The following is a 25,417-nucleotide window of genomic DNA, read 5'->3' on the forward strand; positions in this document are numbered from 1 at the left end:
GGTGGTGGTGATTCAATCATAAAAAGCAAACACTTCCAATTTATAATCACAGCGTTATTGAAAGAGTAAAGCTATTTTAAAGGATGGGCAGAGTGAAAAAGTGAAACTTTTTGTCGAATTCCATCCGTGTTCAAGATAAAAGTCTTACTTTTGCACCGCTTACAATAAGGAAAGGTGCTCGAGTGGCTGAAGAGGCACGCCTGGAAAGCGTGTAACCGCCTAAAGCGGTTCGGGGGTTCGAATCCCCCTCTTTCCGCATCATCTAATTGCTTAAATTCCTAAGTTACGACACCTTAGGGATTTTTTATTTTCCTTTATTTATTCCTTGATACACAGTTACTCCGAATACTTTTAACGTAAAATTATTTTAATCTCACCGATGAAGTGCTGCCCCATATTTTACGTTCAAATATCATATTAGAGTGTTATTTTTGATATTGGTATCATATTTTACACTGTAAATATAGCGTTTTTTTCTCGAAACACGGTATAACCAAAGGAAAAATTGCGTTTGGGAAGTATAAAAATGTGGGAAAACTGTATGATAGGCTACATTTCTATTGATTTTTATAGAATAAAAGAGGATGATTTGCAATCACAGCCATTATTATTTTACCCTTACTAAGACTTTAGACATTTCTTTCTTTTTAATTATTTTATTTATCTGATCTTTTTTATAATCAGAAGGAATACCAAATTGCCGTATCCCCTTATCTAATTGTAAAATATCATATGGCAAATAATTGTAATAGAAAGATTTCCATTTTAGAAGATACACTGTCTTATTACTAAGAATAGAAGGGTGATATTTTCTATCACTCTGTTTTATCCAACACTGATTATTTATTCCATTAAGACACAAATTCTGATTTCCAACATTTACATATATTAGTGGTGTGTATGAGTTTGAATAATTATGAGTTGGTTTAGCATTTATTATATCGTCTTTAATTTGTTTGAACATAGTAGAGGTTATAAATATTGTATCATCGTATTCATTGGTCTTACATATGCTATCGAGGTCAGTACAATCAAACTGTCTATATGGTTCTATATTACCACAAAAATAAAAAATAGTAATTTCCTGCTTATGGCGGTAATTGCAACTAAAAAGAAATAATGTGCATATTATAAGCATATAATATATATATCTTTTATTGTTCATATTCGTAGAGTCAACCAGCAAGTGCAAAATTAGTCAATCCTTTTATAAAACTCTTGTTTGGTGTTGAAAACTTGAGTTTTTCATTTCCAATCTGGAGCGTAAAGTGCCGACGCGTTCTCGTATATTCATTTTTCTTTGTTCTGGACTACAAATATAGCAAAAGGCAGAGAATCTTTCCCTGCCTCTATGCCTAATCTTTAAAAAAAATAAATTGATAATCAGATGATTAATTTGATAGCTCCAAATTTGGAGCATTACCTATAAGTTACTTATGAAATACCGATATCTATTGTCTATCTCATACATAAGAAGGCCAAAGTGTTTGCTCCACACCAATTTTGTCACCTTAAATATAGGAGTCCCAACCTTGTTTAAAAGAATATCCTTTTCGTCTACAACAATGCAATCAGTATATCTTTTGTTTTTTATTGTATAGCTTTGGGGAGAAAGTCTCATCCCTGGAAAAGCAGACCAAGACCAACTCCCAAAAATAATATTACATAGTAAATCTCCGTTCTTTTCCCTTTTTGTTATTTCAAACCATACATCCAAATCATTGCCGTTATGTTTCAATGTCATGATATTTATTGCCGTACCATAAAAGGTATTGTCGCCTTCGAGCCAGTTGCAGCCCTCTGTGTCAAAAATACAAGTATTTTGGGGATTAAGGACACGAGTTTCTTGGACTACCATCGTATCAATTTTCATATCGTTCAAAATGAAATAGACACTGTCTCCTTTAGTATATTGTTTTACCCATTCTAAATCACGATTTGTTAATTTTATTTTTTTACAATATGGAAGCCCACATGAATACATGCAAATTACAAATAATACTACTAATAATAATTTCATAAATATATTCTATTACCCCTTCATTGATCTCATGGTATAATTTTCCCAATGAATCAATGAGGGGAAAGTTAATAAATATTTGCTACTCGGTAAAATCATCTATGGTGCGTAGAGTCAACCAACAAGTGCAAAATTAGTCAATCATTTTATAAAACTCTTGTTTGGTGTTGAAAACTTGAGTTTTTCACTTCCAATCTGGAGCATAAAGTACCGACGCGTTCTCGTACATTCATTTTTCTTTGTTCTGGACTACAAATATAGCAAAAGGCAGAGAATTTATCCCTGTCTTTGTGCATAATTATTTAGAACAAAGTTGATTATCAGGCAGTTATTCTGACAACTCCCAATCTGGAGCATTACCCGTGCTGTTCCTTGCCCGCTAATTGTTGGTTTTATAGTCTTTGTATACTTCATCTGATAATCGCCTAATTAAATAGGCCCATAGGCTTGCATTAATTGGTAAAGGAGATGTAACTGCGAACAATCGGTACTCGCCATACCTTTTACCATCAATATCCTTTAGAACAAAATAAGAATATCTTCCACTCGTATATTTAGTATCAGGCATTTTCGTTATAAAATCCGTGTGGTACTTGCTTAAATCAAATATGGGTTCTGCCTCTGATAGTAACTGCCGGTATTGCTCCTGTTGCTTCCTCTGCTTTCTGGTTTTTGTTTCTGCTTTTACAGAGCGCATTTTATCTGTTCGACCTAAGCTGTCTAAGGCCACATAATATTCCTGATAGCACAGATTACTTTTAATAATGACGTAAAAATATTTATTGTCCAAAGAATATAAAAGCTTGGGAGCTACAATTGTATCAAAAAGCTGCAATACTTTATCTGCTTTAGTCCTGCTGACCATTGCCATTGAGTCGGCTATGTTCCCTCTATCTTCCTGTGCTTTACACACAAGCGAAAAACATAGCATTAAAATTATGGAATACGCTGCTTTCATCTTGTAATACTTTATTGGGTACGTGGTAATTTCTGTGGGTCAACAATTCCTCCGTTAGCTCCACCTGCGTGGTCACTGCCATCTCGTTGTGGTAACCCTAATATTCGTCTAATTAAATTATCTGTCCTGATGGCATTGGTATTATTATTTTCTTTGCATTCAATTCTGTCATAACTTACAATTGATAATGTTTATCAACTGTTTAACGTCGTTCTTTTCTGTTTATTGCTTACGGCTTTTAATACCCATATAAAGGTAATGATGAATATCCATATAAGGGTATTGCCCGTTACCCTTATATGGGTGTTGAGATATGCCCTTGTATGGCTTAGGGGGTCAAGGCTCTAAATCTTTCATAATAAAAATATAAATAAAATTGAAAAATCCAATTATTAATATAGCAAGAGGTATAATGTTAAAATCTATCATCATCATAATATATATAGATGCCAAGATATATATACATGAATAAATTAGATACATGCTTATAATGACCGTTTTTAGAAACTTATTATTAAAAAAAACGTTTAATATGGTGATAGTTATAAGATAACTACCACCAATTAAAGGTAGATTCCCTATTCCCTTTATACCAAACATCAAAATTATACCTTGGATTATCCAATAAAGATGAAATAGTTCTTTCTTATTTTCTTTTTCTAATTTCATATCCTTTTGGGTTATTTCGCTTTATTGCTTTATATGCAGAAGATGGAAAGTAAGGATCTTCACGTTTATAAATAGGAGGTGAAAATTGAGATGTCGCAGGAATAATTTTAGTTTCCTTAGTATCAATCTTTGCCTTTTGCAAACTACGCTGTACTGCTGTACCACAATGATTTGGTTTTAATGGATTTAGCGAGTATTCTTCTTTGCTTATGTTTACAAATTCTTTGCGGATGATATCACGTAGAGTCAACCAGCAAGTGCAAAATTAGTCAATCATTTTATAAAACTCTTGTTTGGTGTTGAAAACTTGAGTTTTTCACTTCCAATCTGGAGTGCAAAGTGCTGATGCGTTCTCGTATATTCATTCTTCTTTGTTTTGGACTACAAATATAGCAAAAGGCAGAGAATCTATCTCTGCCTTTACGCATAATCTTTTAAAAAATAAATTGATAATCAGATGATTATTTTGACAACTCCCGTTTGTAGCATTACCGATTACTTCTTTTTAATAAAAAAAGGGAGTATTAATACAAGTAAAATAGTTATTGCATAGACTATTACTAACAGAGCATAATGAATGATTTGATTTATATCATCCATACTCATCACGTTATATTTTAGATTAACCACCCCATTTAATATTACAGCAATACTTAAATATAGCACATATAAAGAGAATAGAATTACAAAATATTTTACTGTTTTATGCATCATCTGATTTTTATTATTTATTGATGGACACTTGTGACAAAATATTAATCATATCTTCATTTCCTGTCTGCTTTGCAAAATCTAAAGGTGATTTATTATTTAAATTTTTGTTGTCTTTATTTGCTCCATAACTTATTAAAAGTTGTGCTAACTTATAATCCTCATTAAATACAGCTACCCAAAGAGGAGTATTGCCATACTTATCAACATGATCTACAACAGCTCCTTTTTGCAACAGAATTTCTGCTATACTATAGTTTTCATATTCTGCACATAAATGTAGGGGCGTTAGCCCATATCTGTCTGTTGCATTTATATCTATTCCATTACAAATTAAATCCTGAGCAATTTTATTCGCATCTGATATTATTGCAATATGTAATAAATTTCGACCGTCTTCATCTTTTGCAGTATTATCAATCGCATGCTTTTCTTTCTTATATTGATGCACATTATTTGATTCGACCGTAAAAAATATATTTTTCTTCATTTTAACTCGTTGGCGGAATTTATTTAAGTTGATAAATATGCGTAAAAAGTTACATATGTCGTTAGTTTTAGTAGCTTAGTGATGTTCAAAACATTAAGTTCAAACCATCGTATGCACAACCTTTATACAAAAATCGTCAAAATACTTGAGATATGCAAGCAATTCTCTGAAAATCTCGTCAATGAATTGGGTAATGTACTGCTCACATGATGACATCCGAGCGAAACTTGACCAAACGGCTGACACATGGATAGGAGCTTGCTTCTTCGCTAAAAACATAATGAAGTTCCTAAGGGGACTTCTTTGTTTCTTTTTTGAAAAAACAGGGTCGAGAGACTTCAAAAAGAGTATTATCGTCAAATTCAATGGACTTGCAGGAGTTTTTGCCGTAGCACGAACTTGCATGGGTACTATTAGTTAGCAGACCCGAAATAAATCATCACTCATTCGAGTTTTAACACTCAAAAGTTTGGATATCTCACTAATTTTCTCTATTTTGTTTCCATAACAGATTTGTTGTCTTGTCTTTAAAATCAGTTGTTTAGCGATTACTAATTTACAAAGAAAATTCGACAAACTGTTATTTTTCTATCTATTTATTAGGGTGGGAAACTTTAGTTATAAACAACAGTCAGCGTTCTGCAGCTTATAGGAAAGCCATCACGAACACTTTCCGTATTGTTTTGATGCTTTAGAGGTGGGACTATCTTCTTAAGTCCTCTTACCACTCAACATCCTCTGCCTTGAACTCGCCTTCGTCTTCAAATCCTGCTTTCTGTATCTTACCAGGCTCTACGCTGGTACAGATTATACTCATTGCCTCAACGTGTAACAATGTTACACTTGGCTTTAAGTAGCTTTTCTTTGCTTCTATCTTATTCATAAAATATAATTCTAAGTTTCTACTTTTTTAATGTATTCTGGTAAGGATTAGTAGTTGATAAATGGTCTCACCTTGGTATGGTCAGTCTTTACCGCACCACCGAAATGAGCACCTTTAGAACCAGCTATTACTGTGACGCCCTTCTTCTGATCATCAGTTTTCCAATCGTTAGCAGCCCAATACCAATCTGTCAATGGAACTCCATTTGCCTGATAGAAGAGAATCTCCTGAAGACGATAACCCAAGCTACCAGCCCACGGTTGAGCTGCTGAACCACCATACCCAAAGTCTTTTGTAGGGTCAGTTACTCCAAGATACTTAAGAGCAGAATCCCACTCACCAGCACCAGGTACATACCACTTCAACTTTTTTGAACCTACCTGCCCCAAGTCAGCTACAGCCTTAAAAGCCGGACATCGTTCGTTATACGCCTTAAACCGGGCGCGAGGAAGTCCATAAAGTCCATCTGTTGTGTTGGTATTCCATGTCTGTGCATACCCATCATATTTAGCAATCGTATTTTTCAAACCATCAAAGTCTTGATTTTCATGAGTCTTACATTTTACGTCAGGACTTGTTGCCCACTGCTTTTCTCTAATTTCTGTAAGGCTCATACATATCTTACGATTCTTATCCACTACGAGTGCTACTGGTTTGCGTTGTTTCAAGTTAGGAACCAATGTACCTACTGTTCCATCCTCGAAGAGATAATCTGCAGAATAATAGATAGTCTGCCAGATAGTATAGCTTTTTCCATTCTTCAACTCTACGTCCTTAAGATTAAGAGGAAGCACCTTGTTAGCAACTGGCTTCTTATAGATAGTACCAGAAGCCTCTGGAGCAAACTGGAATGACAACTTATTTAAGTATGTCTGAGGCAAGAAGTAAACGCCTGCATCTTCTGGAGTGATAATGTAAGATGTCTTTATAACGCCATTCTGTTGAGGTCCCTCAACATTATTAGTAAAATGCTTATATTTAAGCTGACCAGCCTCTGTCACGCTGGCATAATTAGCTGTTGGCCCAGATGGATCAATAGTACAGGTTCCATTAACGCCGCCTTTATCATACTTTAATGCACCATTGATTGAACCCTCAAAGGCTTGACTTGAGAAACCATTGATCTTCATTCTCACTCTTGCGTATGGTGATTCAAGTTGGAAGTTAACTTGTTGCTTCTTCTGTGGAAGGATTTTTACATCCAGATTGTTAAAGAGTGCATTGGCAGAACCCTTATTGATGTCGATAATAATCTTACCGTCCTTGTATGTCAATTGTTCACTGAAGACAAAGAACTCGTATTCACCTGGCTGCAACACCTGAACAGAAGAAAAACCTGCCTTAGGCGTAAACTTCGAACCATCGTATGAGCCTACCCACTCACCTTTCTTCTGTCTATCTGCTTTATTATAAGCAAGGATAGTGTACTTCTGTGCTGGAGCTGACGTGTAAGTAGCGCGTGTCTGAGGCTTTGCATCCTCTACTACCTCTGTGTAAGCCTCAAGACCATCACCTAAACTTGATACAGAGCTGGCAATCACACGACCCTTTGCCTCTCCTGCAACACCACGGGTTGCCACTGACTGCTCTTTGCCATAGCCAGCAAAATCAAAGTTGAATGAAAGCGCTGTACCTTCTGTTGCAGCCTGCTCTTGCTGTACATCGCTCGCAAGACTGGCTTCGTTGCTACATCCTGTATTCACTACGGCAGCCATCACCATTAACGCTGACACGAATACTTTCAAAACATTTTTCTTCATTTTCCTAACATTTTTAATAAATATGCGGATTTTGCGTTAGCCACCTCAAGATAATCACTCAAGATGACTATGCTCTAAAACTCATACAAATATTAATCTAATAGTCATTTTTTTTGTTATCGGATGTAAAGTTAATAATAATCCAAGAAATATGCTACAAAAATTAATATTTTTTTTATTTTATTATTAGGTAGGGTCTACTAAATAAATATAAACCACTGACATTCAATAATATATACCTAATATTATTTGTGTAATTCACCAAAAATGACTACCTTTGGTTGTTAAAATATTAACGACGTAAAATGAAATACTACTCTCAATATCGTAGTCACGACTTGTTTGAACTCCAAGAGTCCCTCTCAGGATTGACAAGTTCACGGAAAAGCCGGTTTTCGTTCCCGAGTTGTTCGTCCTTGTCTGCAAGCGTCTTGACCATGATTTCTTCAACATGCTTACCTTGATGCTTGCAGAGGTGGATGGAAGCAAGCCGAAGAGGGAGGGCACGGACGAGGACGGCAACGACCATGGCGGTACGATGAGAGTTGACGCCACCTGCTGCGATGCCGAGGTTCGCTATCCGACCGACTCAAACCTTTTGGAGGACGGCAGCAAACTGATAGACCGCTTTCTTGACAGCATGGAGGATGTATTACCCACACCACAAGGTTGTATGAAAAAATAAATTAGCAGACTCTAATTGGCTGATTAATAATAAGTTAATTTATAGAACACCCCTTAATAGAACCTACCTATATAAATCACCCTTTCCCTTTTGCTTAAAGATGAAAGAGTTAAAAATATCCCCAGCGGTTACTCCTATTGAAATGTTTCGGATTTGATATCCTTCATTAGGAAAAACAGTTACATTCATTTTATTTTTCTCAATACTGATAGATATATTGTTATCTTCATATTTTTTGCAATCTATGGATAGTTGGGTCTCTCCAATTTGTTTTCCATTTTCCTGAATAGCATATACCCAAAAAATCTTATAATTTTTGCATGTGAATACATAAGTGTTGCCTGCTTGTGGAACTTCTATATTTTTGTTTTTATTTATATTGCTTACATCATTACTCTCCCAAGCCATAGGATCCCAATCTCCATCCCTGCTTTCACAGGAACAAAGGAAGCCTAATCCTACAATCAGAAACGCTAAAATATTTTTCATCGCGATATAACAGAATATTCATGATTATATTTGTAGTAATGTGGCTGCCCCCTACGAGTGACCTCATTATCATATATTTCCGGACCACTGTTCGTGTCAAAGACTTTACTCAAATAATATCCATTAACCCGTTGGCGGAATTTATTTAAGTTGATAAATATACGTAAAAAGTTACACATGTCGTTAGTTTTTAGCAACTTATTGAAGTTCAAAACGTTAAGTTCAAACCATCGTATGCACAACCTTTATACAAAATTCGTCAAAATACTTGAGGTATGCAAGCAATTCTCTGAAAATTTCATCAATGAATCGGGTAATGTACTGCTCACATGATGACATCCATCAAACAAGTCGTATCGGCTACAGAGATTCAATATCAACCTGAACGTGAATGTTTAAGATTGGTTGTTCTTTTATCAATACACTGAAAATTATTTTGACAACCATCCTGCTGATAATTTGCGTGTAGACAAACAAACTTGCATCCATGCGTAAATACGCTGAATATGGAGGATTTTGTATATTGTTGACATACAGTGTGTTGTGTGTATTGGTTCCAAGATGCGCCCGTTGTTGGTGTCCTTTGGGAGCCAAAAGCATAGTTTTAAGCCGATTATTAACATGCTTTTGTCGTGCAAAGGCATGTAAATTGGACCTCAAAGTGATGTTTCTTGCCGGCTCATCTCATTGCTTTAAGTGAAAAAGGTGTTTTTTCTTGTCAAATTAGTGCCTGCGTGCATCCCGTAGGCCTATCGTTTTTTTCTAGATTGAAAGTTTTGAATGGTCGTTTTAGGGGCTAAAAACAATCAAAAAATAGGACATTTAGGGCGAGCGATCCACCACCCTCCGTCAAACAAAAATGGGGTACATCCTTACGGACATACCCCAATGATAGGTTTTTATGACATACCGGCTGTGCAGCTGTACCCGCACCCTGCATGCTCTGTGGGATGCGGTCGAGCCGACAAAGGCCCGCCGCGGGTCATTAATTTTTGAATGTCAGTCCATGGTCATCGGCATCGATGATGATGGGTTTGTCGTTCATTACGTCGCCGGCCAGCAGTTTCTTGGACAGATCGTTCAAGACATAGCGTTGGATGGCGCGCTTCACGGGACGGGCACCGAACTCGGGATCATATCCCACCTTGCCAAGGAAGTCGATGGCATTGGGTGTCCATTCCAAGGTAAAGCCTTGTTCCGATAGCATTTTCTTCACGGCGTTCATCTGCAGTTTCACCACGCTGTCAATCTCAGTCCGGGTCAGTGGCAAGAACATGATGGTTTCGTCGATACGGTTGAGAAACTCCGGCCGGATGGTCTTTTTGAGCATTTCCATGACAGTATGCTTGGTTTCTCTCAACTTGTTCTCACGGTTGTGTGCGTCAATACCAGCCATTTGCTCTTGGATGTATTGGCTGCCCAGGTTAGAGGTCATGATGATGATGGTGTTCTTGAAGTTCACCGTGCGTCCCTTGTTGTCGGTAAGCCTACCGTCGTCCAGCACTTGCAGCAGGATGTTGAATACATCTGGATGCGCCTTCTCTATCTCGTCGAACAAGATGACGCTGTAAGGCTTGCGCCTGACGGCCTCGGTCAGCTGTCCACCCTCGTCATATCCTACATATCCGGGAGGCGCTCCGATGAGCCGTGACACACTGAACTTTTCCTGATACTCGCTCATGTCGATACGCGTCATCATGCTTTCGTCGTTGAAAAGATATTCAGCCAGTACCTTGGCCAGCTCGGTCTTACCCACGCCAGTGGTTCCTAAGAAGATGAACGAGGCGATAGGACGTTTCGGATCATGCAGTCCGGCGCGGCTTCGGCGCACCGCGTCGCTCACGGCTGTGATGGCCTCATCTTGGCCAATCACCCGTTTGTGTAGCTCGCTTTCCAGATGCAAGAGCTTGTCTTTCTCGCTTTGCAGCATGCGTGTGACGGGAATGCCGGTCCATCGGCTCACCACTTCAGCGATGTCATCTGCCGTCACCTCCTCGCGCACCATGGCTTCTCCGCCCTGTGTGGCCTTCAGTTGTAGCTTGATGTTGTCGATGTCGTCTTGCAGACTTTTCAGCTTACCATACCTTATCTCGGCCACCCGTTCGTAGTTGCCCTCACGTTCGGCGCGGTCAGCTTCAAACCGCAGGTTCTCCATCTCCTGCTTGTCCTGCTGTATCTTGTTCACCAAGTTCTTCTCGCTTTCCCACTTAGCCCGGAACGACTGTTCCTCCTCGTGCAGTTCGGCGATTTCCTTGTCCAGTTGTTTGATCTTCACCTCGTCGTTTTCCCGCTTGATGGCTTCGCGCTCAATCTCCAATTGTTTGAGCTTACGGGTAATCTCATCCAACTCTTCCGGTACCGAGTCGCGTTCCATACGCAGTTTCGCTGCGGCCTCGTCCATCAGGTCAATGGCCTTGTCTGGCAAGAATCGGTTGCTGATGTATCGCTCTGACAGTGTTACGGCAGCAATACATGCGTCGTCCTGAATTCTCACTTTGTGGTGGTTCTCGTACCGTTCTTTCAGTCCGCGGAGGATGGAGATGGCGCTCAGCTCATCAGGTTCGTCCACCATCACGGTTTGGAATCGCCTTTCCAGTGCCTTGTCTTTCTCGAAATACTTCTGATATTCGTTGAGCGTGGTGGCACCGATGGCCCGCAATTCGCCACGCGCCAAAGCCGGCTTCAGAATGTTGGCGGCATCCATGGCACCTTCGCCACCACCTGCACCCACCAAGGTGTGAATCTCGTCGATAAAGAGGATGATTTCGCCCTCGGCGTGAGTCACTTCCTTGATGACGCTTTTCAGACGTTCTTCAAACTCGCCCTTGTACTTGGCTCCGGCCACCAATGCACCCATGTCCAGTGAGTAGATCTGCTTGTTCTTTAAGTTCTCGGGCACGTCACCTCGTACGATACGTCCGGCCAAGCCCTCCACAATGGCGGTCTTACCCGTACCCGGCTCACCTATTAATATAGGGTTGTTCTTGGTACGGCGGCTCAATATCTGGAGCACGCGGCGTATCTCCTCATCCCGTCCGATAACGGGATCCAACTTTCCGGCACGAGCTTCCTGCACCAGGTTCTTGGCATACTTATCAAGCGCCTGATAGTTTTCGTCGCCACTCTGGCTCTGTACCTTCGAACCTTGTCGCAACTCATCAATGGCTTTGGTCATGTCTTTTTCCGTACAGCCTGCATCCTTGAGAATACGACTGGCCGAAGAATTGACCGTGAGCAAAGCCAGCAACATGGGTTCTAGGCTCACGAACTGGTCGCCAAAGCGTTGGGACAAATCCATAGTCCTTTGCAAAACTATGTTGGTGTCATTGCTCAGGTAGGGTTGTCCGCCCGATACCTTGGGCAAGTGTTCAATCTCGCTCTGCGCCAATGCCTCTATCTGAGAAGGATTAACGCCTAACTTTTGAAAAATAAACGTTGTCACGTCCTTCCCTTTGTTCAGCAGGGCGAGCAGCAAGTGAATGGGTTCAATGGTCTGTTGCCCAGCGTTTTGTGCCAGGTTCACAGCCTCTTGAACGGTTTCTTGTGCTTTAATTGTAAATTTATCGAATGTCATAGTCCTTTTTTCCTTTCTTTTTTAATCTTTTCTTTAACTGCTTCATGATGTCCAAAAGGTGTGCCTTTGTATAGTGATGCGCCAATGTGGCGGTTTTATTGTGTCAAATTGGCCGATAAAGAACTTGCGGACTTCCATGTGTCTGCCTGTAAGTCCGTGATTTGTTTTGCGATGGAGAGAGGTTTTATTTCAGCAGGTCATAGCTTCAACATAGGATAAAAGAATGTGATTTCTTGCGGCTATTAATCGTTTTTTATTACCTTTGCCAAAGATAGGCATCGCCTCAGCAATTCAAGCGAGCTTGACTGCCTTCGGCTCGCACTATCTTTGGCAAAGATAGGCGTCGCCTGTTGAATCTCTACTGATTTGAACATTGATTATCATTAAAATAAAATTGATTATGAAACCAACATTATTACTGCTTGCTGCCGGCATGGGTAGCCGTTATGGAGGATTGAAACAACTTGACGGTTTGGGACCTAATGGGGAAACCATCATGGACTATTCTATTTATGATGCCATCAAAGCAGGTTTTGGAAAAATTGTATTTGTCATCAGAAAAGACTTTGAAGGCGAGTTCAGAGAGAAGGTGTTGTCTAAATATGCAGGACATATTCCTGCCGAAGTGTGTTTCCAGGCCATCGACAAATTGCCGGAAGGTTTTACCGTTCCTGAAGGAAGAGAAAAGCCATGGGGTACCAACCATGCCGTGATGATGGCTGAAGATTTGATTAACGAACCGTTCTGTGTCATCAACTGTGACGACTTCTACAATCGGGATGCGTTCATGGTGATGGGAAAATTCTTGGCCGACCTTCCAGAAGGCTCAAAGAACAACTATGCCATGGTGGGCTTCCGCGTAGGCAATACATTGTCGGAGAATGGAACCGTGGCCCGCGGTATTTGCGAAAAGAACGAGCAAGGAAACCTGACCACCGTTGTAGAACGTACCGAAATCATGCGCGTTAACGGAGCCGTATGTTACAAAGATGAGCAAGGCGAGTGGGTGGCTGTAGACGATAACACACCCGTATCAATGAACATGTGGGGTTTTACTCCCGATTATTTTAAATATAGCGATGCTTATTTCAAGGAATTTCTCTCTGATCCTAAGAACATGGAGAACCTCAAGGCTGAGTTCTTCATCCCATTGATGGTTAATAAGTTGATTCATGAGGGAACGGCTACCGTGAAGGTGCTTGACACTACCAGCAAGTGGTTTGGCGTTACTTATGCAGCAGACCGTCAAGATACCGTGGACAGGATTCAGTCGCTGATTGACCAAGACGTATATCCTAATCAGTTATTCTGAGGGATGAGTTTTTGAGATTATAAGTTTTTAAGGTTTTTGAGTTATTGCGTTTTTAAGTTGGTGGGTGATTGCCTTTGTGTCAAACAGCCATCAACTTGAAAACGATGATATTCTCAACGTACATTCGTTACATGAACATAGACATTTTAGCACCAGAAGAGTTGGAGCTGTTGCGACAACTAATTGCTGATGCTCAACATATTATTATCTGCGGACACAAGTCGCCTGACGGTGATGCGCTGGGCTCTTCGTTGGCTTGGTGCGATTATCTGAAAAGCCAATGTGGCAAACAGCCCGCTGTCGTGATGCCGGATGCTTATCCCGATTTCCTGCAATGGTTGCCCAACAGCGATCGTATTGTACGCTATGACAAGCATCAGGAGGAAGTGAAACAACTATTCCAGAAGGCCGACTTGGTGTTTTGTCTCGACTTTGGCAGCACTGGGAGGGTAGACGAAATGCAGTCAGTACTGGAAGCAAGTCCTGCCAAAAGGGTGATGGTAGACCATCACACCAATGCCGACATGGATACGGTTTTATCCATATCAAGAACCGATGCCAGTAGCACCAGCGAACTGATCTTCCGCATAATATGGCAGTTGGGTGGCTTTGAACGGATGACGTGCCAGGGTGCCGTGCCCATCTATTGTGGTATGATGACCGATACGGGCGGCTTTACCTACAATTCGTCCAGTCCAGACATCTTCTTTATCATCAGTCAGTTGCTGACAAAGGGATTCGATAAGGACAAGATTTACCGCAATGTTTACAACAATTATAGCCAGTGGGCCATACGGTTGCGGGGCTATATGATGTCGCAAAAGTTAAATGTCTTCGAGGATTTTCATGCTTCTTATTTTGCCATCTCCCGTCGTGACATGCGCGATTTCCATTTTGTGAAGGGCGATGCAGAGGGCTTGGTCAACGTTCCGCTCTCCATCAAGGGCATGAAGTTGTCCGTTTCATTGCGTGAAGACGATCGTAAGGATAACCTGGTGTGGGTGAGCCTGCGTTCGGTGGATGACTTTCCTTGCAATGAGATGGCGGCCGAATTCTTCAATGGGGGAGGGCATGTCAATGCCAGTGGCGGTAGGCTTTATTGCTCTTTGGCCGAGGCTGAAAAGGTGGTTAGGCAGGCTTTCATACATTATGAGGATCGGTTAAAACGAAAATAGCCGACGCACGGCAGCTTGTTCCTATCGTCAATAATCTATAAAAGCAAAGCTTTTCTTTTGTCGTTTTCCCGACTTTAACTATCTTTGCAGAAGATAGGCTTCGCCTCAGCAATTTCAAGCCAGCTTGATTGCCTTCGGCTCGCACTATCTTTGCAGAAGACTGTAGATATCATAACAGATGAAAAAAATTATATTTCCACTATTCGCCTTGTTGTCCATCTGCTTTTTGGCATCTTGCCGTGACAACAAGACCTATGCAGATCAAAAGGCAGCGGAGCGCAGTGCCATAAACAAATACATTGCCGATTCGGCCGTGCATGTCATTTCTGAAGAGACGTTTGCGGCGCAAGGTTACACGACAAACGTGCAACGCAATGAGTTTGTCTTGATTTCCAGCAGTGGCGTTTATATGCAGATTATTCGAAATGGAGTGGGAGAGAAAATCAAAAATGGTGAGACCGTTGATGTTCTTTGTCGTTTTAAAGAACGTAACTTGATGACCGACTCCTTGCAACTTTCGAACGATGTACTGTTTTATTCAGCCGTGGTGGATAAGATGAAGGTTCGTAATACCAGTGGAACGTTTACGGCTTCGTTTGTAAAGGGTGAGAGCGTGATGTCAAGTGCTTTCAATACAACAGAGGTTCCTGCTGGTTGGCTGGTTCCGTTCAGTTATATCCATGTGGGCAGACCCATCAAAGAAGGCGACGAGATAGCGAAGGTGCGGTTGATAGTTCCGCATACCAGCGGGCATAACTATGCGCGACAGAGTGTCTATCCATGCTTGTATGACATTACGTATCAACGAGGTAGGTGAGAAAAACCTGTGGACAGCTTGATATAAAAACTAACATTAAACAGGAAACATCATGACGTTAATCAAATCAATTTCAGGAATTCGGGGTACCATTGGAGGTCGTTCGGGCGACACGTTGAACCCATTGGACATCGTTAAGTTCACATCAGCTTATGCTACGTTTATCCGTAGAAGTGGAAAGTCGCAGAGCAATACCATTGTCGTGGGGCGCGATGCGCGCATTTCAGGTGAGATGGTGAAGAACGTGGTGTGTGGAACGTTGATGGGAATTGGTTATGATGTCATTAACATTGGGTTGGCTACAACGCCCACAACCGAACTGGCTGTGCGAATGACACAGGCGGCTGGGGGCATTATCATCACCGCCAGTCATAACCCAAGACAATGGAATGCACTGAAATTGCTCAACAATGAAGGCGAATTTCTGACAAAATCGGAAGGAAACGAGGTACTCGATATCGCTGAAAGTGAAGATTTCAACTATGCGGATGTGGATCATTTGGGACATTATACCGAAGATTCTTCATTCGACCAGCGCCATATTGAGAGTGTGTTGGCACTGAAGTTAGTTGATCGGGAGGCCATCAAAAAAGCTCATTTCAAGGTTGCCGTGGATGGTATCAACAGTGTGGGTGGCATCATTCTGCCAAAACTGTTGAACAAATTAGGCGTTGAATACACGCTTCTGAACGGTGAACCCACGGGCGATTTCGCACACAACCCAGAGCCATTAGAAAAGAATTTGGGGGGTATTATGCAGGAAATGTCCAAAGGAGGCTACGACCTGGGTATCGTTGTTGATCCGGATGTAGACCGCTTGGCGTTTATCTGTGAAGATGGTACCATGTTCGGTGAGGAATACACGCTGGTTAGTGTGGCTGACTATGTGCTGAGTCATACGCCTGGCAATACCGTTTCAAACCTCAGTTCTACACGTGCGCTGCGCGATATAACAGAGAAACATGGCGGACAGTACATGGCTTCAGCCGTTGGAGAAGTTAACGTTACCACAAAGATGAAGGAGGTGAATGCCGTCATCGGTGGTGAAGGCAATGGGGGAGTGATTTATCCGGCGAGCCATTATGGCAGAGATGCCTTGGTGGGAATTGCCCTCTTCCTCTCTTCTTTGGCACATAAAGGCTGTAAAGTGAGTGAGCTTCGCAAGTCTTACCCCAACTATTTCATGGCGAAAAACCGTATTGACCTGACGCCAGAGACTGATATCAGTGCCGTCTTGGATCGTATCAAGGAGATGTATGCGGATGAAAAAGTGACAGATATCGATGGCGTCAAGATTGATTTCGCTGATAAATGGGTTCACCTGCGAGCCAGCAACACGGAGCCTATCATTCGTGTTTACAGCGAGGCTGCGACAATGGAAGAGGCTGAAAGTCTTGGTCGTAAGCTCATGGATGTAGTTTATGAAATGCAATAAGACGTATTGCTTGGTCGGCATCTGCCAACCATTAAACGTCAAAATCCCCAAGGCAACACGTCGTCTTGGGGATTTTGTTAAGTATGCGGGACACCTTTTCCCTGATGCTTGTATCGGGATTTAACTGAAAATCATGGTTCCCAGTGTTTTTGCCAGCCATATCAGCAGGGCAATCATCATGGCAATGGCGATGATAAAGAATACAAGGAAGACCGCAGCTTGCAACGCCCGTTTGTTCACTTCCTTGATGATGGCTTTGTCGTCGTTGATGAATCCGTCGATGAGCGCCATGTTCTTCTTGTTAGAACGGTGGAAAAAATCAATGACATTGCCGACGTAGAAAGGAATAAGTCCTAACAGCACGTCACGCAAAGTGTTGTTCAGCACTGCCAGGGTGAGAGGAATTGAATGCAGCTTGAACATGGCGAAGTAGATATGTGTTAAGCCGAAAAAGGCAGTCACGGCGTCACCTATGCCTCCTGGAACCAGACCAGCGATGCCGTCAAGGTGGTAATTGTCCAGATAGATGGTGATGTGTTTCATGGCCTGGTATGGCCTGCTGTTCCGTAATTGTTCTTTTCTTTCCTGCGAGTTCATTGTTCTTTCTGTCTTAATGATCTTGTTTTTGTTCTTTCGAAAGGTCAACTATGGCTTGGATGTTGCGCATCAATCCCTCGTATTTTGCTCGTTTTACCGCACTTTTTTTGAACAACTGGCGGTAATCATCTTCTGAAAGCTGCATCCACTTGTCGCGTGTCATGGACAAGAACTCTGGCTTCGGTTGCAACTCTGGTGTGTTGTTGGGTATGGAGAAGCGGTTCCATGGACATGCTTGCTGACAACGGTCGCAGCCGTAAACCGTATTTCCCATTTTCTCGGCGATGTCTTTTGAGATGTCTCCACGATTCTCTATGGTTTGGTAGGAGAGGCATCTGTTGGCGTCGAGCGGTCCGTCTTTCGTGATGGCGCCAGTGGGGCAGGCATCAATGCAAGCATGACAATTGCCGCAACGGCTGTGCATGGATTCATCATAGTCTAACTCAATGGTCAAGAACAGCTCGCCAAGGAAGAACATGCTACCAGCTTTTGGGATGATCAGTTGGTGGTTACGGCCAATCCAACCCAGACCTGCACGAGTGGCCCAATAACGCTCCAACACCGGTGCTGAGTCGCAGAAAACCCGAAAATAAGTGTCATCATTCTCCTTGTTCTGTTCATCCTGCATGCGTAATTCCTTGAAATCAAATGTCAATGCCAGCTGTCTCAGCTTTTTCTTGACGATGTCATGATAGTCCTCACCGTAAGCATACGCGGCGAATTGCAGCTCGTTCTCAGGGATATGCTGCGCGGGTGTGTAGTTCATGGCAACCGATACGATGCTTTTCACGCCCTTCATGAGCAACCGAGGATCCAGCCTCATGTCGGTATGGTTGCGCATGTAGTCCATGTCTGCCTGCCGTCCTTCGTTAATCCACTGCCTTACATGCTGGGCAGTGGTGGCGTCAACGGCTTCAGCGCGTGCTATTCCGCAAGCAAAAAAGCCGAGGTTTAATGCCTCAGCCTTCAGCTCACTCGAAAGTCTTGAACTCATATCCTTGTTCTTTCAGCCATCTCAATGCCTCTGGTAAGGCGTATCGTAGCTTATCGATGCTCTTTGTCGAATCGTGAAAAGTAATGATGGAGCCGTTGCGGGCATATCTCTTCACGTTGTTCAGTACGTCCTCTGCCGTCATCCATTTGGAGTAATCGCGGGTCACGAGGTCCCACATCACGATTTGATAGCGTCTGGACAGCCACCAATACGCAGACCATCGCATCCATCCATGAGGTGGGCGAAAGAGGTGGGCGTGTATCAGTTCGTTGGCTTTCTGGATGTTGATGCCATAGGTCAGCGCCCAATGTTTGAGTGACCCCATGTGGTTGAAAGTGTGATTGCCCACTTGATGGCCTTCCTCTACGATGCGGTTGTACAGGTCGTGATAACGTAGTACATTCTCGCCCACCATGAAGAATGTAGCCTTGGCATTGTATTGGGCCAGCGTGTCGAGGATGAAAGGCGTGGAACTGGGTATCGGACCGTCGTCGAAAGTCAGGTAGACTGAACGGTCGTTTTTATCCATGCGCCACAAGGCGTTAGGGTATAGCCACCGTAACCATTTGGCTGGTTGCTCTATGAACATGCTTTATTTACTTCTTTTTCTTTAAAAAATGATGCCGGGGACAAACCAGTCTGACTGACATGCTTGTGTCTCGGCATCAACATTTATCATGAATCACTCTGATGTACGACCGCCTTTTCGCGCATACAGGTTGTATCGTTTGTTCAATTCGTCCATTTGTTTCTTGGCCCATGCGGCGTCGAAGAGCGAAGTAATCTTGTTCACTTCCATCATGAGTTGGAAGTATAGCATGCAATCTTCTTGTGATGCAAGGAATCTATTGCCATCCAAACTTAGGTACCAGTCTGCATATTGCACATGGTCTTTCCATAATTTTTGAAGGATATGCTTGGCCTTTGCTTTCTGTCCCAGCAGCACATAAGCACGCGCCATGTCCAGGCAACCACTCTTCCAGCTTATCGGTACATTGTATTCAGGTATCACACGTTCGGCCTTAGCCAATGCCTTTGCGGCCTTGTCGGTCTTGCCTTCCTTGAGTAGTTCTGTGACTAACTGTGCGAATAGGCGTCGATGTGTCACGCACATGCCCATAGTCGTTTCGTCGATGTAGAGGCCTTTCTTCTCCAATCCGCCGTACTTGTAGCGGTTCATGAGGTTGTTGTAGGCCTTTTCGGTGTCGAAGTTCTTCACGCCGGGCTTGTTGGTGGTGAAAGGTGTGATGCGGTTCACCAGTCCTTCGCTCACGAAGTTGTCGCCCAGGTTCATGTAGTATCTGGCAGCAACGGTCGTGGCGACGTAGATAGGTCGTGTCCATCCGCATTCAGCAATCATCTCCAGCATCATCATGTCTTGCTTGTTCAGGGCTCGCTTGCCTGCCAGTGAGATCACCATCTTGTCGGGGATGGTGTCGGATGCCATCATCATACCGCTCTTCTTCACGGCCTCTTTGTCGATGGTTACATATACCGTGTCGGTGGGGATGACGTGCCTGTCCTCATCTTTCGACCGCATCCAGTACTTGATGATGTTTTTCAGCTCGAACGGCTCATCGCCGAATTGCTTCCTGGCCTCTTCGGGATATTCCTTGTAGTATTGCGCCAGTTCTTTCTTCAAGTCGCTCTGGATGGGCACAGCCTCGTTGGTTCCTGAGCAATAGTCTAATCTTGGCCAGCTGATAGGTACAGATGGCGAGTCGTAGGCCGGCCGCTTCATCTGGTCAATATACCAGTCGGTCTGCAGATAGCTCAGGTTGCATACCCTGGCATCAGTCCGCACACCCTCTACGTCCTGGTTGTACCACAGTGGGAAGGTGTCGTTGTCGCCATTGGTGAAGAGTATTGGGTAGCCTTTATCCTGCAAGGTCATGAGGTAGTTCTGCCCGAAGTCGCGGCAGGTGTACCGCCCACTTCTGTCGTGGTCGTCCCAGTTTTGGCTTGCCATCTGCACCGGTACCAGCAAACAGGCTATTCCTGCTATGGCAGCCAATAGTGTCTCGTTGAGTTTAAGATACTTCTTCAGCAGGTCGATGATGGCTGCCACGCCGATGCCACACCATATAGCGAATGCGTAGAACGAGCCAGCGTAGGCGTAATCACGTTCACGAGGCTGCAACGGAGTCTGGTTCAGATAGATCACGATGGCCAATCCTGTCATGAAGAACAGGAAGAACACCACCCAGAACTGACGGATGCCTCGCTTGCCTCGCCATGCCTGCCAGAACAGTCCGATGATTCCCAGCAGCAGCGGCAGCATGTAGTATACGTTGTGTCCCTTGTCGTTTTTCAACTCATCGGGCAGCTTACTCTGGTCGCCCAATCGTGGATTGTCAATCAATGGGATACCTGAAATCCAGTTACCGTGTTCCAATTCGCCGTTGCCTTGTATGCCATTCTGGCGACCAGCGAAGTTCCACATGAAGTATCGCCAATACATAAAGTTGCACTGGTAGCTCAGGAAGAAGCGCAGGTTCTCCCATTGCGTTGGCACTTTCACCATGATGTTCTCGCCACAGCGGTCGTATGGCACCTGCGTACCGTCCACTCCGCCCATCCAACTCTCGTAGGCCGTGGCGTGGTCTGACGAATACATGCGCGGGAAGAGCATGTTCTGTGCGTAGATGTATTTGGAGTTGTGTGTCACAACGAAGTACGAGTCTTTCTCGTCCTTGCTTGCCTTTTCCTTCCGTGCGTATATGGGTTCGCCCTCGTTCATGCTGGGTATGCACTGGTTGCCCTGCACATCAAGCTTTACTTGGGAGGTATAAGCCTGTCCGTAGAGTAGCGGATGGTCGCCATATTGATCTCTACTCAAGTATTTTCCCAATGTGAAAATATCCTCAGGTGAATTCTGATCCATCGGAGGGTTGGCTGCTGAACGTATCACAATGAGTGCATAGCTCGAGTAACCTATCATGAGCATCAGTAGTCCCAGCAGCACAGTGTTCTTGATGCGCGCACTGATGAGCGGCACTCGCTTCTTTTCAACCTTGTTTGTATAGTTGAGTACGAACCACAGCAGGGCCAATATCACCACGCCGATGCACACCGCACTCCAGCCATAGCCGTAGAACGGGATGCCCAACATGCCCACCGATAGCATGAAAGCAATATTCATGCGGCGGTTGCTTTGTCCCACATAGCTCTCGTAGATGGCCCATACCACGGTGGCTACCAGCAGTAGGATGTACACGATGGTACCCGTGTTGAACGGCATGCCGAGCGTGTTGACGAAGAAAAGCTCGAACCATCCGCCCACGGTGATGATGCCTGGGATGAGTCCGTACAGCACACCTGCCACTATGACAAACGAGCCAAGCAGGGCAATAAGTGAGCCCTTGACCTCGATATCGGGGAACTTGCGGTACACAAACACCAGCACAATGGCCGGGATGCACAGCAGGTTGAGCAGGTGTACGCCGATGGATAGCCCCGTCATGTAGGCGATGAGCAGCAGCCAACGGTCGCTGTGAGGTTCGTCAGCGTGGTCTTCCCATTTCAAGATGAGCCAGAATACAACAGCTGTGAATGCCGATGAGTAGGCATACACCTCGCCCTCGACGGCCGAAAACCACGCCGTGTCGCTGAAACAGTAAATCAGTGCGCCCACCATGCCCGATGCCTCGATGGCGATGAGCTTGCCCAGTGACAGGCTGTCCCAGTCTTTCAGGATAAGTCTGCGCGTGAGGTGCGTGATGGTCCAGAACAGGAACAGCACTCCGGCGGCGCCCAGCAACGCACTCATCGTGTTGACCATGAGGGCCACCTTAGAAGGGTCGCTGACAAACTGCGTGAAGAGATTGGCCGTAAGCATGAAGAATGGTGCCCCCGGCGGATGCCCTATTTCCAGTTTGTACCCTGTGGTGATGAACTCTGGACAGTCCCAGAAGCTGGCTGTCGGCTCTACAGTAAGACAGTAGGTGATGGCAGCCACGAGGAAGGCAACCCATCCAACCACATTGTCTACTAATCTGAATTGTTTCATTGATATAATGATGAATAATAATTTTGTATTCTATTGATAGACTGTCCTGTCTTTGCTTATTATGCTATTTGTAGACAAAAAACTCATTGCTGGTCAACGTAACAACCTATGATTTGCAAAGGTACGCAAAAACTATTAAAACAAGCGGGGTGAAAGACTTAAAAAATGTGACATCGGCATTTATGAAAAGATTGGAGGACATGGCCGCCCGATGAACAGCCTTTTACCTTTATTCGGACTTTTCGCTGGCCAGTTTATCCTTTCTCTCTATGGCTTCCTTTGCTTTTTGTTTCAATCGTGCGATGCGTTCCAGGGCATGACGACGAGTATGGATGATTTGATAGCGGTAAACCAGACAGGTGAGAAGGAAATAGGCCAGTACCTGTACCCACAAAACTTGGTATTCTGTTTTGATGTCAGCCAGCGTGGCTCCCATGCCGTTGATGCGCAAAAATCCCCTAACGCCAAAGGTAGATGGGAACAGATAGGCCACACCTTGCCAGATTCCAGGTATATTGTGTTGAGGCCATGAAATGCCTGTCATGAATATTAGGGGGATGGATGTGAAGACAACCAGCAGGATGACGTTCTCGCGATAGCGTACCATACACGACAAGGCCATGCCGAAAAAGATGCAAGCCAGGATGTATGGAACGAGCAAACCCAACAGTGCAGCTCCAGAAGCGAGGGTGGTAAAGCCGAAAAGCCTGGGCACTATCAGTGACAGGTAAGCTCCAATGACTGCATAGAGCATGAAGTAAGCCATGGATTTGCCCATGACGATGCGGAATATGCCATTGTAATGCCGACTGATGGGTACGAGGTCTTTGTAGCGATTGTTCTCTCTGGCCGTTCCAGCAGCCAGGCCAATGCCCAACAACAGCGTTTGCTGAATAATCATCATCAGCACACCGGGGATGAGTGCATTGCCGTATCCGCCCGTCGAATTGAATATCTGAACCTCGTCTACGGCCAGAGGTTGTGCCGTAATCTCATCATCTCGGTTGGTATATCCGCCCGCCTGTTGCAGTTGCAGCTTGGTGTTCAGCATGCTGGCCACCTCCTGTGTGCTTTGATAAATAGCTTTATAGGTGAGCATCAGGCTCATGTCGCAGTAAACGCCGACGTGAGATTGCTCCCCTCGGTATAGTTTATTCGAGAAATCTGCGGGGAAATACAGGATGCCGTGAACCACTTGTCGGGCCACCAGTTCACGTGCATCGTCCAAGCTGTTGACATGGTAAGTTATCTTGGTGCCGGGTGAAGCGTCTACCGAACGAATGAACTGACGGCTAAGTTGCGATTTGGAGAAGTCAACAACAGCAACCGGCACCTCGCGCGTCACTTCGTTCGTGTAAGCCCAAGAATAGAGGAGAGGATAGAGAAGTGGCACCAAGATGCAAAAAATCAGCACGCCCTCATCGGTTATGGAAGAGCGTATCTCCTTGACCCAGATATAACACATATCCTGGATGCCTTCTTTGATTCTCTGGAAGAAACTTTCGTTCATGTTTGCTTGTTTCTTGTATTCTAACTCTATTCGGTCGCTTTGTTTGTCTTACGTCCTGTTAAGGTATATATACATAGGTGAGCATGGCTCGCTTGATGTTGCGCAGAGTGAATACCGGCAGTACGATGAAGATGCACAGTGCCATGAGATTGAACCAAGCATCTGTCAGCGGAAAGCCGTTAAAGATACACAGTTGGTAAACCATGTAGTAGTGCCTGAGTGGGAAAAGTTGTGCCATCGCCTCAATCATCGGGCTCATGGAGAACACAGGGTAGGTGGCACCGCTGGCCGTAAACCCCAGTACGGCCCATAGTGAGCATACACTCATGGACATGCGCAGTGAGGGTATCAGACCAAAAGCGAAGATGCCAAAGCCTTGTCCGGCCAGCACTGTGAGTAGTCCGAGCAATAGGATGCGAAAGATACCGCCTGGGTGAGGAAACCCCAATACATAGTAGATGTAGAATTCAAAGCCGTAGAAAATGGTTAGGAAGATGATGGTTTGCGGCAGCATCTTTCCTGCCATGGCCACATAAATATTGTTGTCGGCCAAGGATAGCCATTTCCTTGATTCTTTAAACTTGAGTTCGGTGCCAATGGAATATGCAGAGATAAGAAACATGAAGATGAGCAACACTCCTGGAATCATGGTCGTGGAGAGGTACACATTGTAGTTGGCCAATGGATTGTTAATCATGTGCAGGTCGATGGCGATGGGCTGCAGGAACGTTCTGATTTCGTTATTGGTCTTCCCCATGGCTGTTAGTTTTGCGGAAGCAACACCTGCCGAACCGAGCGTCGTAATGGTTTTCAAATCCTTGTACAGCGTAGAGCCAGCCACAAGTGACACGCTGCTGTAATAAAAAGATATTTTTGGCTGGCGTGCACTGGTGAGGTCGCTTGTCATGCCTTTCGGGATGAGCAGAAAAGCATAAATCTCGTTGCGTTGGATAGCCTGCCGGGCATCGTTCATGTTGGGATAATGTGCCACGACATGGGTCGTCTGGAACGCGTCCAGATTGCGAATCAACTTGCGCGAGGTGGTCGTGTTGTCCAAGTCAACCACGCCGACAGGCATCTCCACGGGTTGGCCTTCGTTCATCAAGGATGTAAAAAAGATGATGACCAGGATGGGGAATATCACCATGCAGAATCCATAAATGGGATTATGTAGTAATATTCCACATTCGCGAAAGGCAATCTGTACTATTTTTTTTAACATGTAACTACGTGATGAATCCTATGTGATGGACAGTTGTGGTGAAGAACCATGGGAAGGTGTTGTGATTTTCGTGCAGGTCTGATTCAGCTGCAATGAACTGGAACCAA

19 protein-coding genes, 1 tRNA gene and 2 pseudogenes are annotated in these 25,417 nt (G+C 43.9%); 8 read left to right on the forward strand and 14 right to left on the reverse strand.

Going from position 1 to position 25,417, the window contains the following annotated elements; all coding sequences use genetic code 11:
• The first annotated feature begins 168 nt into the window (after window positions 1-168).
• Window positions 169-256 (forward strand) — tRNA-Ser (locus HMPREF1254_RS01905).
• A 1,167-nt stretch (window positions 257-1,423) separates the two neighbouring features.
• On the opposite strand, the gene HMPREF1254_RS01915 is transcribed toward HMPREF1254_RS01905, so the two are convergent.
• The 5 genes from HMPREF1254_RS01915 to HMPREF1254_RS01935 form a co-directional block, all read right to left on the reverse strand.
• Window positions 1,424-2,020 (reverse strand): hypothetical protein, encoded by a 597-nt coding sequence (locus HMPREF1254_RS01915; RefSeq protein WP_023056887.1) that lies wholly within the window; start codon window positions 2,018-2,020, stop codon window positions 1,424-1,426.
• 379 nt (window positions 2,021-2,399) lie between these two features.
• Window positions 2,400-2,978 carry a hypothetical protein gene (locus HMPREF1254_RS01920; RefSeq protein ID WP_231385782.1) on the reverse strand — a complete coding sequence of 193 codons (579 nt, stop codon included), beginning with the start codon at window positions 2,976-2,978 and terminating at the stop codon, window positions 2,400-2,402.
• A gap of 336 nt (window positions 2,979-3,314) precedes the next feature.
• Complete coding sequence (locus HMPREF1254_RS01925; RefSeq protein WP_036880045.1) at window positions 3,315-3,647, reverse strand: hypothetical protein; 333 nt, start codon at window positions 3,645-3,647, stop codon at window positions 3,315-3,317.
• The gene (locus tag HMPREF1254_RS11930; RefSeq protein WP_155945406.1) at window positions 3,625-3,897 is read right to left on the reverse strand and encodes a hypothetical protein; all 273 of its coding nucleotides are present in this window, start codon (window positions 3,895-3,897) and stop codon (window positions 3,625-3,627) included. Before HMPREF1254_RS11930 ends, HMPREF1254_RS01925 begins: the two co-directional genes overlap by 23 nt.
• Before the next feature lie 474 nt (window positions 3,898-4,371).
• On the reverse strand, window positions 4,372-4,848 hold the full coding sequence (locus HMPREF1254_RS01935) for an ankyrin repeat domain-containing protein (protein WP_023056863.1): 477 nt from the start codon (window positions 4,846-4,848) through the stop codon (window positions 4,372-4,374).
• Window positions 4,849-4,885: 37 nt separating this feature from the next.
• Here HMPREF1254_RS01935 and HMPREF1254_RS11935 point away from each other — a divergent pair.
• A pseudogene (locus tag HMPREF1254_RS11935) lies at window positions 4,886-5,046 on the forward strand (IS982 family transposase); the annotation flags it as partial.
• 732 nt (window positions 5,047-5,778) lie between these two features.
• Here the strand turns inward: HMPREF1254_RS11935 and HMPREF1254_RS01945 are convergent.
• Window positions 5,779-7,491, reverse strand: coding sequence for a hypothetical protein (locus HMPREF1254_RS01945; protein WP_023056938.1), 1,713 nt, complete (start codon window positions 7,489-7,491; stop codon window positions 5,779-5,781).
• Between the two features lie 451 nt (window positions 7,492-7,942).
• Between HMPREF1254_RS01945 and HMPREF1254_RS01950 the strand changes: the two genes are divergently transcribed.
• A complete protein-coding gene (locus tag HMPREF1254_RS01950; RefSeq protein ID WP_155945408.1) occupies window positions 7,943-8,176 on the forward strand; it encodes a hypothetical protein in 234 nt (77 codons plus the stop codon).
• Between the two features lie 63 nt (window positions 8,177-8,239).
• On the opposite strand, the gene HMPREF1254_RS01955 is transcribed toward HMPREF1254_RS01950, so the two are convergent.
• On the reverse strand, window positions 8,240-8,665 hold the full coding sequence (locus tag HMPREF1254_RS01955) for a hypothetical protein (protein ID WP_036880010.1): 426 nt from the start codon (window positions 8,663-8,665) through the stop codon (window positions 8,240-8,242).
• Between the two features lie 159 nt (window positions 8,666-8,824).
• On the opposite strand from HMPREF1254_RS01955, the pseudogene HMPREF1254_RS12490 reads away from it, so the two are divergent.
• Window positions 8,825-8,986, forward strand: a pseudogene (locus tag HMPREF1254_RS12490) (IS982 family transposase); the annotation flags it as partial.
• Window positions 8,987-9,650: 664 nt separating this feature from the next.
• Here HMPREF1254_RS12490 and clpB read toward each other — a convergent pair.
• Entirely contained in the window at window positions 9,651-12,239 is a 2,589-nt protein-coding gene (gene clpB / locus HMPREF1254_RS01965; protein WP_023056992.1) for an ATP-dependent chaperone ClpB, read from the reverse strand.
• Between the two features lie 400 nt (window positions 12,240-12,639).
• Between clpB and HMPREF1254_RS01970 the strand changes: the two genes are divergently transcribed.
• The 4 genes from HMPREF1254_RS01970 (at window position 12,640) to glmM (ending at window position 16,978) form a co-directional block, all read left to right on the forward strand.
• The gene (locus tag HMPREF1254_RS01970; RefSeq protein WP_023056941.1) at window positions 12,640-13,551 is read left to right on the forward strand and encodes a nucleotidyltransferase; all 912 of its coding nucleotides are present in this window, start codon (window positions 12,640-12,642) and stop codon (window positions 13,549-13,551) included.
• Between the two features lie 131 nt (window positions 13,552-13,682).
• The gene (locus HMPREF1254_RS01975) at window positions 13,683-14,726 is read left to right on the forward strand and encodes a DHH family phosphoesterase (RefSeq protein ID WP_036880022.1); all 1,044 of its coding nucleotides are present in this window, start codon (window positions 13,683-13,685) and stop codon (window positions 14,724-14,726) included.
• Window positions 14,727-14,904: 178 nt separating this feature from the next.
• Window positions 14,905-15,543: a DUF4827 domain-containing protein gene (locus HMPREF1254_RS01980; RefSeq protein ID WP_023056948.1), complete on the forward strand. Its 639-nt coding sequence runs from the start codon at window positions 14,905-14,907 to the stop codon at window positions 15,541-15,543.
• A 52-nt stretch (window positions 15,544-15,595) separates the two neighbouring features.
• Window positions 15,596-16,978 carry a phosphoglucosamine mutase gene (glmM, locus tag HMPREF1254_RS01985; protein ID WP_023056958.1) on the forward strand — a complete coding sequence of 461 codons (1,383 nt, stop codon included), beginning with the start codon at window positions 15,596-15,598 and terminating at the stop codon, window positions 16,976-16,978.
• Between the two features lie 120 nt (window positions 16,979-17,098).
• Here glmM and HMPREF1254_RS01990 read toward each other — a convergent pair whose 3' ends face one another.
• The 6 genes from HMPREF1254_RS01990 to HMPREF1254_RS02015 form a co-directional block, all read right to left on the reverse strand.
• Entirely contained in the window at window positions 17,099-17,575 is a 477-nt protein-coding gene (locus HMPREF1254_RS01990) for a DUF4112 domain-containing protein (RefSeq protein WP_023056928.1), read from the reverse strand.
• 13 nt (window positions 17,576-17,588) lie between these two features.
• Window positions 17,589-18,569 carry a tRNA epoxyqueuosine(34) reductase QueG gene (queG, locus tag HMPREF1254_RS01995; protein WP_023056832.1) on the reverse strand — a complete coding sequence of 327 codons (981 nt, stop codon included), beginning with the start codon at window positions 18,567-18,569 and terminating at the stop codon, window positions 17,589-17,591.
• The gene (locus HMPREF1254_RS02000) at window positions 18,547-19,158 is read right to left on the reverse strand and encodes a polysaccharide deacetylase family protein (protein ID WP_023056909.1); all 612 of its coding nucleotides are present in this window, start codon (window positions 19,156-19,158) and stop codon (window positions 18,547-18,549) included. Before HMPREF1254_RS02000 ends, queG begins: the two co-directional genes overlap by 23 nt.
• Before the next feature lie 93 nt (window positions 19,159-19,251).
• Window positions 19,252-22,578: a DUF2723 domain-containing protein gene (locus HMPREF1254_RS02005; protein ID WP_023056918.1), complete on the reverse strand. Its 3,327-nt coding sequence runs from the start codon at window positions 22,576-22,578 to the stop codon at window positions 19,252-19,254.
• A gap of 229 nt (window positions 22,579-22,807) precedes the next feature.
• Entirely contained in the window at window positions 22,808-24,088 is a 1,281-nt protein-coding gene (locus HMPREF1254_RS02010; RefSeq protein ID WP_023056974.1) for an ABC transporter permease, read from the reverse strand.
• A 58-nt stretch (window positions 24,089-24,146) separates the two neighbouring features.
• A complete protein-coding gene (locus tag HMPREF1254_RS02015; RefSeq protein ID WP_023056890.1) occupies window positions 24,147-25,310 on the reverse strand; it encodes an ABC transporter permease in 1,164 nt (387 codons plus the stop codon).
• Window positions 25,311-25,417 lie beyond the last annotated feature (107 nt).

Origin of the sequence: Prevotella sp. BV3P1 (assembly GCF_000479005.1) — a bacterium.
Classification (GTDB): Bacteria; Bacteroidota; Bacteroidia; order Bacteroidales; family Bacteroidaceae; genus Prevotella.

Coding starts and splice junctions, on each gene's coding strand:
- HMPREF1254_RS01915 (WP_023056887.1), bottom strand. CDS start 2,020: ATGAAATTATTATTAGTAGTATTATTTGTAATTTGCATGTATTCATGT.
- HMPREF1254_RS01920 (WP_231385782.1), bottom strand. CDS start 2,978: ATGAAAGCAGCGTATTCCATAATTTTAATGCTATGTTTTTCGCTTGTG.
- HMPREF1254_RS01925 (WP_036880045.1), bottom strand. CDS start 3,647: ATGAAATTAGAAAAAGAAAATAAGAAAGAACTATTTCATCTTTATTGG.
- HMPREF1254_RS01935 (WP_023056863.1), bottom strand. CDS start 4,848: ATGAAGAAAAATATATTTTTTACGGTCGAATCAAATAATGTGCATCAA.
- HMPREF1254_RS01945 (WP_023056938.1), bottom strand. CDS start 7,491: ATGAAGAAAAATGTTTTGAAAGTATTCGTGTCAGCGTTAATGGTGATG.
- HMPREF1254_RS01950 (WP_155945408.1), top strand. CDS start 7,943: ATGCTTACCTTGATGCTTGCAGAGGTGGATGGAAGCAAGCCGAAGAGG.
- HMPREF1254_RS01955 (WP_036880010.1), bottom strand. CDS start 8,665: ATGAAAAATATTTTAGCGTTTCTGATTGTAGGATTAGGCTTCCTTTGT.
- clpB (WP_023056992.1), bottom strand. CDS start 12,239: ATGACATTCGATAAATTTACAATTAAAGCACAAGAAACCGTTCAAGAG.
- HMPREF1254_RS01970 (WP_023056941.1), top strand. CDS start 12,640: ATGAAACCAACATTATTACTGCTTGCTGCCGGCATGGGTAGCCGTTAT.
- HMPREF1254_RS01975 (WP_036880022.1), top strand. CDS start 13,683: ATGAACATAGACATTTTAGCACCAGAAGAGTTGGAGCTGTTGCGACAA.
- HMPREF1254_RS01980 (WP_023056948.1), top strand. CDS start 14,905: ATGAAAAAAATTATATTTCCACTATTCGCCTTGTTGTCCATCTGCTTT.
- glmM (WP_023056958.1), top strand. CDS start 15,596: ATGACGTTAATCAAATCAATTTCAGGAATTCGGGGTACCATTGGAGGT.
- HMPREF1254_RS01990 (WP_023056928.1), bottom strand. CDS start 17,575: ATGAACTCGCAGGAAAGAAAAGAACAATTACGGAACAGCAGGCCATAC.
- queG (WP_023056832.1), bottom strand. CDS start 18,569: ATGAGTTCAAGACTTTCGAGTGAGCTGAAGGCTGAGGCATTAAACCTC.
- HMPREF1254_RS02000 (WP_023056909.1), bottom strand. CDS start 19,158: ATGTTCATAGAGCAACCAGCCAAATGGTTACGGTGGCTATACCCTAAC.
- HMPREF1254_RS02005 (WP_023056918.1), bottom strand. CDS start 22,578: ATGAAACAATTCAGATTAGTAGACAATGTGGTTGGATGGGTTGCCTTC.
- HMPREF1254_RS02010 (WP_023056974.1), bottom strand. CDS start 24,088: ATGAACGAAAGTTTCTTCCAGAGAATCAAAGAAGGCATCCAGGATATG.
- HMPREF1254_RS02015 (WP_023056890.1), bottom strand. CDS start 25,310: ATGTTAAAAAAAATAGTACAGATTGCCTTTCGCGAATGTGGAATATTA.